This is a genomic window from Skermanella sp., assembly GCF_059503625.1.
Genome location: NZ_JCACHA010000641.1, coordinates 1 through 14,397, shown reverse-complemented (window position 1 = coordinate 14,397; position 14,397 = coordinate 1). Strand labels below are relative to the sequence as shown.

Annotated in this window: 13 protein-coding genes; 8 read left to right on the top strand and 5 right to left on the bottom strand. The window is 65.0% G+C overall.

All coding sequences use genetic code 11. From position 1 onward, the window contains the following. Positions 1-108: 108 nt before the first annotated feature. A complete protein-coding gene (locus tag AC5JJ6_RS19375; protein ID WP_496043628.1) occupies positions 109-1,539 on the bottom strand; it encodes a GntP family permease in 1,431 nt (476 codons plus the stop codon). Positions 1,540-2,148: 609 nt separating this feature from the next. On the opposite strand from AC5JJ6_RS19375, the gene AC5JJ6_RS19370 reads away from it, so the two are divergent. The 6 genes from AC5JJ6_RS19370 (at position 2,149) to AC5JJ6_RS19345 (ending at position 7,213) form a co-directional block, all read left to right on the top strand. After that, positions 2,149-3,291: an ABC transporter substrate-binding protein gene (locus tag AC5JJ6_RS19370; protein ID WP_496043627.1), complete on the top strand. Its 1,143-nt coding sequence runs from the start codon at positions 2,149-2,151 to the stop codon at positions 3,289-3,291. 98 nt (positions 3,292-3,389) lie between these two features. Then, positions 3,390-4,271, top strand: coding sequence for a branched-chain amino acid ABC transporter permease (locus AC5JJ6_RS19365; RefSeq protein WP_496043626.1), 882 nt, complete (start codon positions 3,390-3,392; stop codon positions 4,269-4,271). Positions 4,272-4,273: 2 nt separating this feature from the next. After that, positions 4,274-5,131, top strand: a complete 858-nt coding sequence (locus tag AC5JJ6_RS19360) for a branched-chain amino acid ABC transporter permease (RefSeq protein WP_496043625.1) — start codon at positions 4,274-4,276, stop codon at positions 5,129-5,131. Beyond that, positions 5,128-5,922, top strand: a complete 795-nt coding sequence (locus tag AC5JJ6_RS19355) for an ABC transporter ATP-binding protein (protein WP_496043624.1) — start codon at positions 5,128-5,130, stop codon at positions 5,920-5,922. The genes AC5JJ6_RS19360 and AC5JJ6_RS19355 overlap by 4 nt, the downstream gene beginning before the upstream one ends. Continuing rightward, positions 5,919-6,635 (top strand): ABC transporter ATP-binding protein, encoded by a 717-nt coding sequence (locus AC5JJ6_RS19350; protein WP_496043623.1) that lies wholly within the window; start codon positions 5,919-5,921, stop codon positions 6,633-6,635. Before AC5JJ6_RS19355 ends, AC5JJ6_RS19350 begins: the two co-directional genes overlap by 4 nt. Before the next feature lie 140 nt (positions 6,636-6,775). Further along, complete coding sequence (locus AC5JJ6_RS19345) at positions 6,776-7,213, top strand: hypothetical protein (protein WP_496043622.1); 438 nt, start codon at positions 6,776-6,778, stop codon at positions 7,211-7,213. 174 nt (positions 7,214-7,387) lie between these two features. Here the strand turns inward: AC5JJ6_RS19345 and pcaB are convergent, their stop codons facing one another. The 4 genes from pcaB to AC5JJ6_RS19325 are packed head-to-tail and all read right to left on the bottom strand — an operon-like array spanning position 7,388 to position 12,070. Continuing rightward, positions 7,388-8,743, bottom strand: a complete 1,356-nt coding sequence (pcaB, locus tag AC5JJ6_RS19340) for a 3-carboxy-cis,cis-muconate cycloisomerase (protein WP_496043621.1) — start codon at positions 8,741-8,743, stop codon at positions 7,388-7,390. 57 nt (positions 8,744-8,800) lie between these two features. Further along, positions 8,801-9,982, bottom strand: coding sequence for a CaiB/BaiF CoA transferase family protein (locus AC5JJ6_RS19335; protein WP_496043620.1), 1,182 nt, complete (start codon positions 9,980-9,982; stop codon positions 8,801-8,803). A 12-nt stretch (positions 9,983-9,994) separates the two neighbouring features. After that, positions 9,995-10,858, bottom strand: coding sequence for an HTD2 family dehydratase (locus AC5JJ6_RS19330; RefSeq protein ID WP_496043619.1), 864 nt, complete (start codon positions 10,856-10,858; stop codon positions 9,995-9,997). A gap of 39 nt (positions 10,859-10,897) precedes the next feature. Then, complete coding sequence (locus AC5JJ6_RS19325) at positions 10,898-12,070, bottom strand: 4-oxalomesaconate tautomerase (RefSeq protein ID WP_496043618.1); 1,173 nt, start codon at positions 12,068-12,070, stop codon at positions 10,898-10,900. Positions 12,071-12,245: 175 nt separating this feature from the next. Between AC5JJ6_RS19325 and AC5JJ6_RS19320 the strand changes: the two genes are divergently transcribed. Further along, positions 12,246-13,136: a LysR family transcriptional regulator gene (locus tag AC5JJ6_RS19320; RefSeq protein ID WP_496043617.1), complete on the top strand. Its 891-nt coding sequence runs from the start codon at positions 12,246-12,248 to the stop codon at positions 13,134-13,136. 129 nt (positions 13,137-13,265) lie between these two features. Next, positions 13,266-14,243: a Bug family tripartite tricarboxylate transporter substrate binding protein gene (locus AC5JJ6_RS19315; RefSeq protein ID WP_496043616.1), complete on the top strand. Its 978-nt coding sequence runs from the start codon at positions 13,266-13,268 to the stop codon at positions 14,241-14,243. The last annotated feature ends 154 nt before the right edge of the window (positions 14,244-14,397 follow it).

Below are 14,397 nucleotides of genomic sequence, written 5' to 3'. Positions count from 1 at the left end.
GGGCAGGGGGCTTGAAGTGGCGCTAGACTTCCGGCCGACGGTCGGCCGGAAGGTAGCAGGCCCGGCATACAGTGATGAGCACCCTGCGCAGATATGATTGGCCGCTGCCTAGAACGAACCGAACATGGTCCCCAGCACGATTATTACGATCAAGGCCGTTACGGGGATGACGACCGCCACCATGCCGATGTCGGCATAGGATTGTCGGTGAGTCAGCTTGCAGATAGCCAACAGAGTGATGACGGCGCCGTTGTGGGGCAGGGCGTCGAAACCGCCGGACGAAATGGAAGTGACCCGGTGCAGGATTTCCGGATTGATTCCGGCTGCCTGTCCCATTTCAGCATAAGTACGGCCCAGGGTTTCAAGGGCGATGCTCATGCCGCCGGAGGCCGAACCGGTGATGCCCGCCAGAACGTTGACCGCAACCGCCAGCGAGATCAGCGGGTTGTCGGGCGATAGGTTGAGCACGAAATCGCGCAGGATGGTGAAGGCCGCCAGCGAAGCGATGACCGCGCCGTAGCCGACTTCCGATGCCGTGTTGAAGATAGGCAACAGAGAACCCAAGCTGCCCTCATTCATCGAGGTGACGACCCGCTCGCGCATGGTGCTCCAGTTGAGCGCCACGACGGCTACGCTGCTGAGTACCAACGCGATGATGATGGACCAGGTACCCTTGACTTTGTCCACTGTCGTGGCGCCGTATTTGGGTTCGGCCAGGTAGCCGGTCTCCCAGGCTGGAATGACGTAGTTGGTGAAGATGAAGTTAAGCACGATCACGAGCATGATCGGCAGGATGGCAACCGCGATACCGGGAGCTATGATCTCCTCCCGCTCGACGGCCATGGCGCCAGCCGAGCGCGGGTGCCGGGTCACGGGCTGCGGGTCGCCGGGATGCGAGCCGTAGCCCTCTCCGGCGGCGCGGGCGCGTTGATGACGCCAGCTCAGCCAGGCAGTGCCGCCAACCAGCATGATGGCGCCGGCCAGCAGGCCCAGGCCAGGAGCGGCGAAGGCATCGGTGCCGAAATAGGGCATAGGGATCAGGTTCTGGATTGCCGGTGTGCCGGGCAGTGCTGTCATCGTGAATGTGAACGAGCCCAGCGCGATGGCGCCAGGAACCAGCCGCTTGGGAATGTCCGATTCACGGAATAGCGCAACCGCGATGGGATAGACGGCGAAGGCCACGACGAACAGCGAGACACCGCCATAGGTCAGGATGGCGCAGGCTAGGACGATCGCCAGGATCGAACGCTCCGCCCCCAACTTTTCCACGATCCAGTGAGCGATGGTCCGCGCCGAGCCACTGTCGTCCATCAGCTTGCCGAACAGGGCACCGAGCAGGAAAAGCGGGAAGTAGGTCATCACGAAACGCCCGGCGGCGCTCATGAACACTTGAGTGTAAGTCGCCAGCAGGGGCAGATCGCCCGCGAATAGTACCGCCAAACAGGCAAGAAAGGGTGCAAGTACCAGGACTGTGATGCCACGGTAAGCGAGATACATCAGTAATACAAGTGAAAGTATGATGCCGATCAGGCCGATCATGCGTTTCCTCCTTATCGGATTTTTGAGCCGGTTTGGCTGGTGCGCCGCAACAAAGCAAATAACCCTTCAAATCACTGTTAGTGCCTTCAGAGGAATTTATGCCGGACAGGGCAAGTTTTGGTTTGCCACGCGATGATTGTAACGGACAAAAGGTCGCTCCTTCGCCTTGAGGCGGCGTCCGGGCTCCTGTTCCACAGGCGGACGGAGAGCCTTTCGGCGCCAATGACCTGCTGGTGAAGATCGGCCTACGCACTCAACCACGCAGGCCAGACGGAGGCGCAGACGCTCTGGCTCACCATGAAGACGATGACCATCGTCGGTTGTGGCGATTACACCGCCAAGACATGCCTTATTTGCGAGCTGCGCGGCAGTCAGCGAAACGCTCGCCCGGACGATCGGATTGCCGCCCTTCTTCGAACGAAGCGAACCTGAGCAATATAGCTTCCTGGACAGGGGCGGGTTTGCTCTTGTGCGGGTACGCCGGGGATGTCCCTCGGTGCCATCATGGGAAGTGCCGGGGCTGTCCCTGCCGGACTTGCATTTTCCGGTCCGTCCGGTCAAGTTCCCGCACCAAGGGCCGGCATGGTCATGAACGTGGGGAGAAATTCAATGTCCAGGTTGCTTTCGAGGGTGGGGGCGGCAGCGCTCGGTTCGCTGATGGGCGCGTCGCTTCTGGCCACGCCGGCGATGGCTCAGCAGACGGTCACCGTCGGCGCCATCGAGATCCTGTCCGGCCCGAGCGCAGCCTACGGCACCGCCATCAAGGGCGGGCTCGAACTCGCCATGGACGAGATCAATGCGGCGGGCGGCGTGCTCGGCGGCAAGAAGCTGGCACTCATCGTCGAGGATTCCGCCGGCAACAAGGATCAGGCGGTCAACGCCGCGCGCAAGCTGGTCGGCCGCGACAAGGTGCCGGTCGTCATCGGTCCGACGCTGTCCAACGAGATGTTCGCCGTCGGTCCCGTCACCAACGACCGCAAGGTCGTGACCATCGGCACATCGACCACGGCCAAGGGCATCACCGAGATCGGTCCTTTCATCTTCCGCACCGCTCTGCCGGAATCCGATGTCGTACCGGTGACGCTGAAGACCGCCAAGGACAAGTTCGGCGTCAAGACCATCGCCATGATGTACGCCAACGACGACGCCTTCAGCAAATCGGGCTTCGACTCGATGAAGGCGGCGGCCGAGCAGCTGGGACTGACCATCGCGACGATCGAGACCTTCGGCAGCAAGGACGCCGACTTCTCCGCCCAGCTCACCAAGATCAAGGGCATGAACGTCGACGCCATCACGATCTCGGCCCTGGTCGAGCCGATCTCCGGTGTCGTCCTCCAGGCGCGTCAGCTCGGCATTCCCGACAGCGTCCGCTTCATCGGCGGCAATGGCGCCAATTCGCCGAAGCTGGGCGAGATCGCCGGCGCCGCAGCGGATGGCCTGCTGGTCGGCAGCCCCTGGTTCATCGCCAAGAAGGGCGAGACCAACGAGAAGTTCGTGTCTTCCTTCAAGCAGCGCTACGGCAAGGACCCCGACCAGTTCGCGGCTCAGGCCTATGACACGATGTATATCGTGGCGAAAGCGATCGATACCGCCGGCGCCGCCGACAGCGACAAGATCCGCGAAGCGCTCTACAAGACCGATTTCAACGGCGTAATGGGTCCTTTCACCTTCACCGAAGGCCGCGATCCGGCTTCCAACGAAGGCGTCGTCGTCCTGTCGATGAAAAACGGCCGCTTCGAAATCCTGGAGTAGTTCCAGGTTCCATACCGTGCTAAGGGAGTGCCGCCGCTTCAGGCGGCACTCCCGTTTTGCGGGACGCGCTTCTCAAAAGGTAACTGGCGTTCGCACTCATGCTGTCCCAACAGTTGGTCAACGGCCTGGTGCTGGGTTCGACCTATGCGCTGTTCGCGCTGGGGTTCACGCTGATCTTCGGTGTGCTCCGGGTCATCAACCTGACCTATGGCTTCTATTTTTCGATCGGCGCCTTCGTGGCGCTGACGGTCGCCCGCGAGTTCGGCGCCACTATCTGGGTGGCCCTGCCGGTCGGAGCGCTGTCCGCCGGAGTGGTGGCCGTCGTCGCGGACTGGATCCTGCTGACGCGGCTGCGCCGGGCCAAGGCCGGCGAGCTGGCGTCCCTGATGGTGACCTTGGGTGCGGTACTGGCGCTCTATTCGCTGATGGCGGTGTTCATCGGCACCGATATCCAGCGCTTCCCCTTCGGCTTCGTCGATAACACGGCGATTGAATCAGGCGGCATCCGGATCTCGCTGGTCCAGATGCTGATCGTCGGCACGACCTTCGTGCTGGTGGCCGTCCTGTTCCTGCTGCTTCAGCGCACCAAGCTGGGCCTGATGATCCGGGCCTTGGCCGAGAACGAGGACGCCGCCCGGCTGATGGGCATCAATGTCGGCCTGACCGTCGCCGCCGTGTCCTTCCTGTCCGGCACGCTGGGCGGAGCCGCCGGGGTCCTGATCGGCCTCAACTTCAACGCCATCCAGCCCTTCATGGGCGAGCACATGATGCTGCGCGGCTTCGCCGTCATCATCATCGGCGGCCTCGGCGACATCCGGGGCGCCCTGATCGCCGGCGTGCTGCTGGGCGTGCTGGAAGTGCTGACGGCGGGCTACATCTCTTCGAATGCAAAGGAAGCCGTCGCCTTCACCATCCTGGTGCTGACCCTGTGGTTCCGCCCCGTCGGGCTGTTCGGCCGCGCCCAGGCGAAGAGGGCCTGACGATGGACGGCATGACGATGGCCGAATGGCTCGACGATTTCCTCTTCACCTACGAGACGCTGATCCACGCGCTTGGCGTCAACGGCCTGCTGGCGCTGTCGATGTATTGCGTGATGGCGGTCGGCCAGCTGTCGCTGGGGCAGGCCGCCTTCATGGGCATCGGCGCCTATACCGGCGCGCTGCTAACTTTGAATTTGGGCCTGCCGTTCTGGCTGGTGCTGCCGCTGTCGGCCCTGGCGCCCGCCGTCGTGGCCCTGGTGATCGGCGGCCCGACGCTCCGGCTCAGCGGCGTCTATCTGGCGATCTCGACCATCGCCCTGGGCGAGGTCCTGCGCGTCCTTTATATCAATGCGGAGTGGCTGACCGGCGGTGCCCTTGGCCTCTCCGGTATTCCGCGCAAGGCGGATCTGTGGCTGATCTACCTGCTGCTGCTCCTGGCGGTCCTGGGTTTCTGGGCGGTCGGGCGGTCGAAGATCGGCCGCGCGATGGAAGCGATGCGGGAAGACGAAGCGGTCGCCGGCGTCATGGGCGTCAACCTGCCGGTCTACAAGACGGGGGCGCTGGTCGTTTCAGCGATGCTCGCCGGACTGGCCGGCTGCCTGACCGCGCACAGCAACAGCTTCATCGGCCCCAATGAGTTCGGGTTCGAGATGGCGGTGACGATCCTGAGCTTCGCGCTGCTCGGCGGCATCGGCACGCCGATAGCGCCGGTGATCGGCGCGCTGGTGCTGACATCGCTGCCCGAGATCCTGCGCCCGCTCCAGGACTTCCGCCTCGTCATCAACGGGCTGATCATCGTGGTCGCCGTCCTGTTCCTGCCGCGCGGCGTGATCCCCTTCCGGCTGAGGAGGGCGCCATGACGGTGCTGCTTTCCGCCAGCCGCCTGACCAAGCAGTTCACCGGCCTGCTCGCGGTCAACGAGGTCGATGTCGAGGTCGAGGCCGGCAGCGTCCACGGCATCATCGGCCCCAACGGCGCCGGCAAGACGACGCTGTTCAACCTGATCTCCGGCCTGCTGCCGTCGACGTCCGGTACCCTGATGCTGGACGGCCGCGACGTCACCTCCGCTCCGCCGTACCAGCGGACCCGGCTCGGCGTGGCGCGGACGTTCCAGAACATCCGCATGTTCTCCGACATGACGGTGGTCGAGAACGTGATGACCGGCATGCACACCCGGCTGAAGTCTTCCGGAGTGGCCTCGCTGCTGCGCCTGCCGGGATTCCGGCGGGAGGAGATGGCGGCCCGCGACAAGGCGATGGAATTGCTGGCGTTCGTGTCGCTGGCCGACAAGGCCAGGATTCGCTCCGGCGACCTGTCCTACGGCGATCAGCGCCGGCTGGAGATCGCCCGCGCCCTTGCCGGCGATCCCAGGCTGCTGCTGCTGGACGAGCCTGCCGCCGGCATGAACCCGACCGAGACCCGCGACCTCGGCGCCCTGCTGCGGCAGGTCGCCAAACGCGATATCACGCTGCTTCTGGTCGAACATAACATGGGCTTCGTGATGGACCTGTGCGACCGCATCACCGTGCTCAACTTCGGCCGCAAGATCGCCGAGGGCGGGCCGCGCGAGGTCCGCGACAACCCTGCCGTGATCGAGGCCTATCTCGGCACCAAGGTTGCCGCCCGTCTGGCGAAGGCGCACGGCGCATGAGCACTCTGCTTGAAATCTCCGGCCTGCACCTGGGCTATGGCCGCACGGCGGCTGTGAAGGGCATCGACCTGTCGGTGCCGGCGGGGGGCGTCGTCTGCCTGATCGGCGCCAACGGCGCCGGCAAGACGACGACCATGCGGGGCCTGTCCGGCTTGCTGAAACCGACGGCAGGGACGATCCGCTTCGACGGCGCCGACATCGCCGGCACCGCCGCTCACCGCATCGCCAAGCTCGGCATCCGTCAGGTTCCCGAAGGCCGTCAGGTCTTCGCCGAGATGACGGTCGATGAGAACCTGCAACTCGGCGGCCTTCAGGCTCCGGGGAGCGGCGAGTTCGGGCGGCGGCGCGACCGGGTACTCGATCGCTTTCCCAGGTTGCGGGAGCGCCTGACCCAGCAGGCGGGATTGCTGTCCGGCGGCGAGCAGCAGATGCTGGCGCTTGGCCGTGCCCTGATGGGAGCGCCGCGCCTGCTGCTGCTGGACGAGCCGAGCATGGGGCTTGCCCCGCTGTTCGTCGAGGAGATCTTCCGGATCATCGGCGACCTGAAGCGGGAGGGCACCACGATCCTGCTGGTCGAGCAGAACGCCCAGGCCGCCCTTGAGATCGCCGACTACGCCTATGTGCTGGAAAGCGGCATCATCACGCTTCACGGGCCGGGTGCCGAGATCGCCGACAACCCCGACGTGGCGGCCGCCTACCTGGGCGGGCACTGATGGCCATCGCTTTTCCGGTCGAACATCCTACCCGGTTAGGATAAAAGTTTCCCACGCTTGGCAATCCGATGGGATTGCCGCAGGTTTGCAGGTTTTTCCTTCCGGCGGCTATCGGAGGGAAATCAATTTTCGGTGGTACCATGGCAAGAACGAACAACGCCGCGTCAGGACGCCGGAAGAACCGGGGAACGCAGCGGACGCAGCAGCAGGCGGCACAAGCATCTCAGGCATCTACTTCCGACTCCGCGTCCGGGTTGGCGAGCGTTACCGTCCGTGTGCCGGAAGCCGGCAAGCCCTTCATCGAGAAGGCGGCCGAACTGATGCGGGAAGGGGCCGAACCGACCGCCGCCCTTCGCCGGGCCGGGGGAGGCTTCGATACCTCCGATCCTCCCCCCAGCCGCGATCAGGCGCTGCACGACGACGAAGCCGCGTCGCGCCGTGACCAGCACCAGATGGCAAGGCTGCGCAACCGCCTGGAAACCCAGGAGATGCGCAGCGCCGCCGAGATCGGCTACAAGGTCCGCAGCCTGAGCGGCTGGCGCCTGACCCTGGCGAAGATGGCCGGTCTGATCGCCTGACCGCGACTTATACCAAGGACCGAAGGTTGACTGGTGAAGATGCTCCTGCCGTAGGTCGGCCTAAAGCGAAGCGGCAGCCGACAAGCAGGCGCGTCGATGTCGGCTGCCGCTTCGCTTTAGGCCGACCTACACAGCGAAAATGTCCGCACAGGTCGATCTCACCGGCTCTTAGTATTAGACTGTCGGGCGCACCCGGCTGAGCACCCGGTCGACCATGACGCCGGACTGGCCCAGGTAGTTGGCGGGGTCGCACAGCTTCGCCAGTTCGGCGCGGGTCAGGTGCTTGGAGATCGCCGGAGTTTCATCCAGCAGGTCGAGCAGCGGGCGGTTCTGGCGCAGCGCCTCGCGGCAGATGTCGTAGACCAGGTCGTGGGCGTATTCGCGGCCCAGATAGGGGCCGAGGCCCATCATCACCGCTTCCGACATGACCAGCCCGTTTGTCATGTCGAGGTTGGCGCGCATCCGTTCGGCATCGACTTCCAGGCCGCTGACCACGGCGCGGGCCTGTTTCAGGGCGCCGGCCAGCAGGCAGAAGGATTCCGGCAGGGCGATCCACTCGATCTCCCACGGTCCGGTCGAGCGTTCGTGGTCGGCGACCATGGCATCCATCAAGGCTGCGGCGTGCTGGCGGACGACCGAGATTCCGGCGTGGATGTAGCAGCTCGAGATCGGATTGCGCTTCTGCGGCATGGTGCTGCTGGAGCCCCGGCCATGGGCATAGGGCTCGTAGACCTCGCCCACTTCCGTCTGCATCATCAGCTTGACGTCCATCGACAGTTTGCCCAGCGTGCCGCCGACCAGACCCAGGAAGCAGCCGACCTCCGCGATGTTGTCGCGGACGGTGTGCCACGCGATGACCGGCTGCCCAAGACCCAGTTCGGCCATCAGGCCTTCCTGCGTCTCCATCGCGCCGCGCTCGAGCGAGGCCAGTGTGCCGGCGGCTCCGGCGAACTCTCCGACCAGGACGCGGGCTCGCAACTCGTCCAGCCGGTCGCGGTGGCGTTCGACGGCGGCCAGCAGGCCTGCCATCTTGTAGCCGAAAGTGACGGGAACCGCCTGCTGGAGGTTGCTGCGCCCGATCATCGGCGTGTCGCGGTGACGCCGCGCCAGATCGGCCAAGCCGGCGGACAGCGCCGCCAGATCGTCCTCGACGATATTCAGCGCCTCGCGGATCTGGAGCACCGTCGCGGTGTCGGTGATGTCCTGCGTCGTGGCGCCCCAGTGGCAGAACTCGCCCAGTTTGTCGCGGCACAGCGCGTTGAGCTGGGAAACGACGCCCAGGACGGGATAGCCGATCCGCTCCGTCTGCTGGCGCAGCTTGTCCATGTCGATCTTGTCGATGGTGCAGTTCTTGACGATCTCGTCGGCTGCTTCCTGGGGAATGATGTCCAGCCGGGCCTGGACGCGGGCCAAGGCCGCTTCGATGTCCAGGTACTTCTGGGTGCGGTTCTCGTCGGACCATACGGCGCGCATGGCGTCGGTGCTGAAGATATTGCCGAAGATGGCGGAGTCCACGATGGTCGAGGGCATGATTCGAGCCTTCCAGTAATCTGGTGAAATTTTCGGAGGCGGCGGCGGTGCCGGGATTCAGACGGCCTTTTCGGCGCGCAGGCTCTCGATCCGCTCCGGCGAATATCCGAGTGCGGCGAGGATTGCGTCGGTGTGCTGGCCCAGCGCCGGCACCGCGTCCATGCGGGGATCGCCTTCTTCCCAGGAACCGGGGGGAAGCAGCGCCGGGATGCTGCCCCGCTCGGTTTCCACGGTCCGCCAGCGGTCGCGGGCCTTCAGCTGCGGGTGGTCCCAAACGTCGTGCATGTCGTTGGCGCGCGAGTTGGCGATCTTCGCCTCGTCGAGCCGGGCGATGACGTCCACGGCGGTCAGGGTCGAGAAGGCCTCGACGATGATCCGGCGCAACTCGTCCCGTGCCGCGTTGCGCCTGAAGTTGCTGGAAAAGCGCTCCTCCGACGCCAGACCGGGCTGACGCAGCACCACCGCGCAGAAGGCGGCCCATTCGCGTTCGTTCTGGAGACCCAGCAGCACCGTCTTGCCGTCGCCGGCCGGGAACAGGCCGTAGGGGTAGATGGTGGAGTGGCTGGCTCCCGCTCGGGCGGGCGGTGCGGCGCCGTCATAGGCGTAGTAGAGCGGGTAGCTCATCCACTCGACCAGCGATTCCAGCATGGAGATGTCGAGATGCTGGCCGCGCCCGGTCTTGCCGCGCTGGATCAGCGCCGCGAGGATGCTGGAATGGGCATACATCCCGGCGGAGATGTCGGCGATCGACGGACCCGCCTTGGACGGGGTTTCCTCGGTCCCGGTCACCGACAGGAAGCCGGCTTCGCCCTGGATCAGCAGGTCGTAGGCCTTGCGGTCGCGGTACGGACCGTCATTGCCGTAGCCGGAGATGTCGCAGACGATGATCTCCGGCTTTTCGGCCGACAGGGCTTCATAGGACAGGCCGAGGCGGGCTGCCGCTCCGGGTGCGAGGTTCTGCACGACGACGTCGGCCTGTTCGGCGATCAGGCGCTTCAGGATGGTGCGGGCTTCCGGATGCTTGACGTCGAGCGTCAGGCTTTCCTTGGAGCGGTTGGTCCAGACGAAGTGGGACGCCAGACCGTTGACCCGCTCATCGTAGCCGCGGGCGAAGTCTCCGACGCCGGGCCGCTCCACCTTGATGACGCGGGCGCCGAGATCGGCGAGCTGACGCGTCGCGAAGGGGGCGGCTATGGCGTGCTCGAGCGTCACGACCGTTATTCCTGCCAGGGGTTTCATGTGTCTGGTCCCTTACCGGATGACCGCTGTGGCATCCATCGTCAGCCAGCCTTCGTGGTCCTTGGCCCAGAGATGGAAGGTCTTACCATCCGCTTCAGGTTCGCCGTGTACCGAGAAGGTGTTGATGTCGAAGGTCGGGCGGACCGCCTTGAAGCGGTATTCGGCGACTTCGGCATCCGGCAGCTTGTGGCGCAGCAGGTCGAGCAGCAGCGTGGCGATCAGCGGGCCGTGGACGATCAGGCCAGGATAGCCCTCGGTCTCCGTCACGTATTTACGGTCGTAGTGGATGCGATGGCCGTTGAAGGTCAGGGCGGAGTAGCGGAACAGCAGCACGTCGTCGGGCACCCAGCCCTTTTCCCATTCGGAAGACTCCGGCGCCGGCTGGGGCGGTGGCGCGACGTCGTCGGGCTTTGCGGCTTCGCGGTAGACGATGTCGTGGAATTCCGTGATGGCGACGTTGGAGCTACCTTCGCGGCTGATCTCGTGGCGGACCTTGACGAAGACCAGTGGGCCGGTACGCCCGGACTTCTCCGTCACGTCATGGATGGTCGAAACCCGCGTTACCGCATCTCCCACCCGGACCGGCTCGTGGAACTGGAACTGGCTGCCGGCCCACATGCGCCGGGGCAAGGGGATGGGCGGCAGGAAACCGCCGCGCTTGGCGTGTCCGTCCGGGCCGATTTCCGACTGGCGGTGGAGCGGCAGGAAAAAGAGCCAGTGCCAGAGCGCGGGGAGCGGCGTTCCGGGAGCGGGCCTTTCGGCGGGGCGGTCGAGCGTCGCGGACAGGGCGGCGTAGGGGGTGGGCGTGACCACGTCCGAGACCGTTTCGCTCCGGCCGATCCATTCCTTGAGGTTGTTGCCGGTGGGAGAATTCATGGCGCGCGTTCCTCTCGTTCGTTTCTTGTCGTAACAGTGTCAGGGACACGGCCCTGCGGCAAAGGGTTGGGGTGCGGGCGGTATAAAGGCGCTCTCCAATCCCATGGTACGGCGGACAGGCGCCATCTCGCAGGGCATGTGCGAGTACCGGGCGAAGACGACGCCTTCGAACAGCTTGCGGGCGGTGCGCTGGATGCTGGCGACCGGGACCGTCTGGCGATTGTCGGGTTCGAGCCGTACCGCGATCCGGCCTGACGGGTGTTCGATCGTGACGTCGGCGGGCAGGGTGATCGGCCCGGTCATCGCTGCCGCGATGGTGCCGGGTGTCGTGCAGGCTGTGGCGACCGCTACCGCTCCGGTGACGGCCAGGGCACGGTGGCAGTCATGGGGCATGAAGTAGCGGGCGGAAAGCGTGCCGCCGTCGATGGCGGGGGAGATCAGCACCGGCTTCGGGATGACCAAGTCGGCGGCATTGGGAAAGCCCATGCGCCGGCCGGCCTCCACCCGCAGGCTTTCCAGCCGGGTCATGAAGCTGCGGTCGGTGCAGTAGCTGTTCGCCGCCTCGAACCCCGATTTGCCAAGATCGGCCGCCCGGACCAGCATGACCGGAGTGGCGGCGTCGATGCAGGATACCTCCACCCCGTCGATCCAGTCGGTCGCTCGGCCCGTCGGGAGCAGCCGTCCGGTCTTGGAGCCGGCGGCGTTCAGGAATGCGAGTTGGATGGGGGAAGCGGTTCCGGGAACGCCGTCGATTGCGGCATCTCCTTCGTACGTCACTTTGCCGTCCGGCGTCAGGACGCGCGCCTCGATCAGCTTGCGGGTATTGACGTTGTGGATGCGGACGGAGGTGATGCCGTCCCGCGCCTCGATCAGGCCGGCTTCGATCGCGAAGGGAGCCACGGCGGCCAGCATGTTGCCGCAGTTGGGGGAGGTGTCGACGGTCCGCTCGGTGACCTTCACCTGGGCGAACAGGTAATCGACATCGGCGCCGGGCACGGTCGAGGGGCCGACGATGGCGACCTTGCTGGTCAGCGGATTGCCGCCGCCGATGCCGTCGATTTCCAGATCGTGGCCGGCGCCCATGACCGACAGGAGCACGGCGTCGCGCTGGGTGGGGTTTGCCGGCAGGTCGGAGGACAGGAAGAAGGGTCCGCGCGACGTGCCGCCGCGCATCATGACGCAGGGGATCTGGATCTGGTCGCCTGTCGTCATGTCTTTCGTCCTCCTTCGGGACCGGCGGCTCGTGCCGGCCTGTGAATTCATCGTCGGCGGGACTATCCGGCTTCGCTGTTTGTTTGTGAAATGCAAAGATCTGCTTTATTATTCCGATTAACGGAACAATCGCAAGCGGCAGCCGCGGCGTGCCGACACAGTCAGGGTGGACCGGATGAATTTCGAGCTTGTCGATCTCAGGGCCTTCATCGCGGTGTCCGACCTGGGCAGCTTCCACCGCGCCGCCAAGGCGCTGAACCTGTCGCAGCCGGCTCTCAGCCGACGTATCCAGAAGCTGGAGGAGAGCTTGGGCGCTCCCCTGCTGGAACGATCGACCCGGCATGTGGCGCTGACCATGGTCGGCCGCGACTTCATCCCGAAGGTCCGGCGCTTCCTGGACGAGTTCGAAACCTCGGTCCTGAGCATCCGCGACCTTGGGGCAAGGAGCGGCGGCCTGCTGTCGATCGCCTCGGTGCCGACCGCCGTCTTCTACTTCCTGCCGCGCGCGATCAGCCGGTTCAGTTCGGCCTATCCCCGCATCCGAATCCGCATCCTGGATGTCAGCGCCAACGAGGGGCTGGAGGCCGTGGCGCGCGGCGATGCCGATTTCGGCATCAACTTCATCGGTGCGTCGCACCCCGACATCGACTTCATGCCCCTGGCCGAAGACCCCTTCGTGCTGGCCTGCCGCCGCGACCATCCTTTGGCGTCGCGCCAGCAGGTGACATGGAAGGAGCTGGAGCCGCACCGCGTCATCACGGTCGGGCGCAGCAGCGGCAACCGCGCCCTGATCGAGAACGCCCTGACCCAGCAAGGGCTGCGGCTCAACTGGTCCTACGAGGTGACGCACCTGTCCGGTTCGCTCGGGCTGGTCGAGGCGGGATTGGGTGTCGCCCTGCTGCCGAAACTGGCGACGCCGGCGGGAGACCACCCGATCATCCGGACGATCCCGGTGGTCCAGCCGGAGATTTCCCGGACCATCGGGATCGTCCGCCGCCACGGCGGCGTGCTGTCGCCGACGGCGGCGCAGTTCCTGGATATGCTGCTGGAGTCCTGGAAACAGTGATGCGGTATACGCATCAATAATCAAAATATATGCATTTCACGGAATTAACTTAACCTGATAAATCATTAATCGACAGCGCGGGATTGAAGCCGCGCAACCGAATGAAAAAGATCAGGAAAGGGAACGGAAATGCTGAGGAAGAAGAGCACTTTCATTGCGGCTGCCGCAGTCGTGGCTTCCGTCTTCGCTTCGCCGGTGATGGCGCAGACTTATCCGGCCAAGACGATCCGGCTGCTCGTTCCCTATGCCGCCGGCGGCGGCACCGATGCCATCGCCCGTGTCGTGGCTCAGGGGATCACCGCCCAGCTGGGGCAGCAGGTCGTGGTCGAGAACAACGGGTCTGCGGGCGGCAATCTGGCGACGCAGCAGGCCGCCAAGTCGGACCCCGACGGCTATACGATGCTGATGGCCAACCAGGGGCCGATGGTCGTCAACCCGCACCTGTTCAAGAACGTCAAGATCGACCCGCTGACCGCCTTCGACCCGGTTACCCTGATTGCGGAAGCGCCGCTGGTGGTCGTGGTGCCGGAGAACTCACATATCACGTCGGTCAAGCAGCTTGTCGAGGAAGCGGCGAAGGCGCCGGGCAAGATGACCTACGGATCGGCGGGCAACGGCTCGGCCAGCCATCTGGCGACGCTGTTGCTGGCTGAAACCGCCGGTCTCGACATGGTGCATGCGCCCTATAAGGGGGCAGGGCCGGCGATCACCGATCTGCTGGGCGGGCGGCTCGACTTCATGGTGACGACCATCCCGTCCGTCTTCGGGTTCATCGACAGCGGGAAACTGAAGCCGCTGGCCGTCACCACGTCTCACCGCACCAAGCGGCTGCCCGACCTGCCGACCATCGCCGAGAGCGGCTGGCCGAACTATCAGGCGGCGGCATGGTACGGCTTCGCCGTTCCCAAGGGGACGCCGCCGGAGATCGTCAAGACGCTGCGCGATGCTACGGTCGCCGCGATCAACAGCCCGGAAGTCGTGCCGCGTCTGGCGATCGAAGGCGCCGAGCCGGTCGGAAACACGCCCGAGGAATTCGCCGCTTTCATGAAGCAGGAATCCGCCCGCTGGTCCGAGGTCATCAAGAAGGCCGGCATCGGTCTGGACTGAACAAGATCTGGACTGAACCCAAGGAAAGCAAGGTCCCGTACTCGATGCGGGACTATGAATAATACCGAGAGCCGAAGAGATTGGCCTGTGCGAATACTTTCGCCGCGTAGGTCGGTCTAAAGCGAAGCGGCAGCCGACATAGACGCGCCTGCTT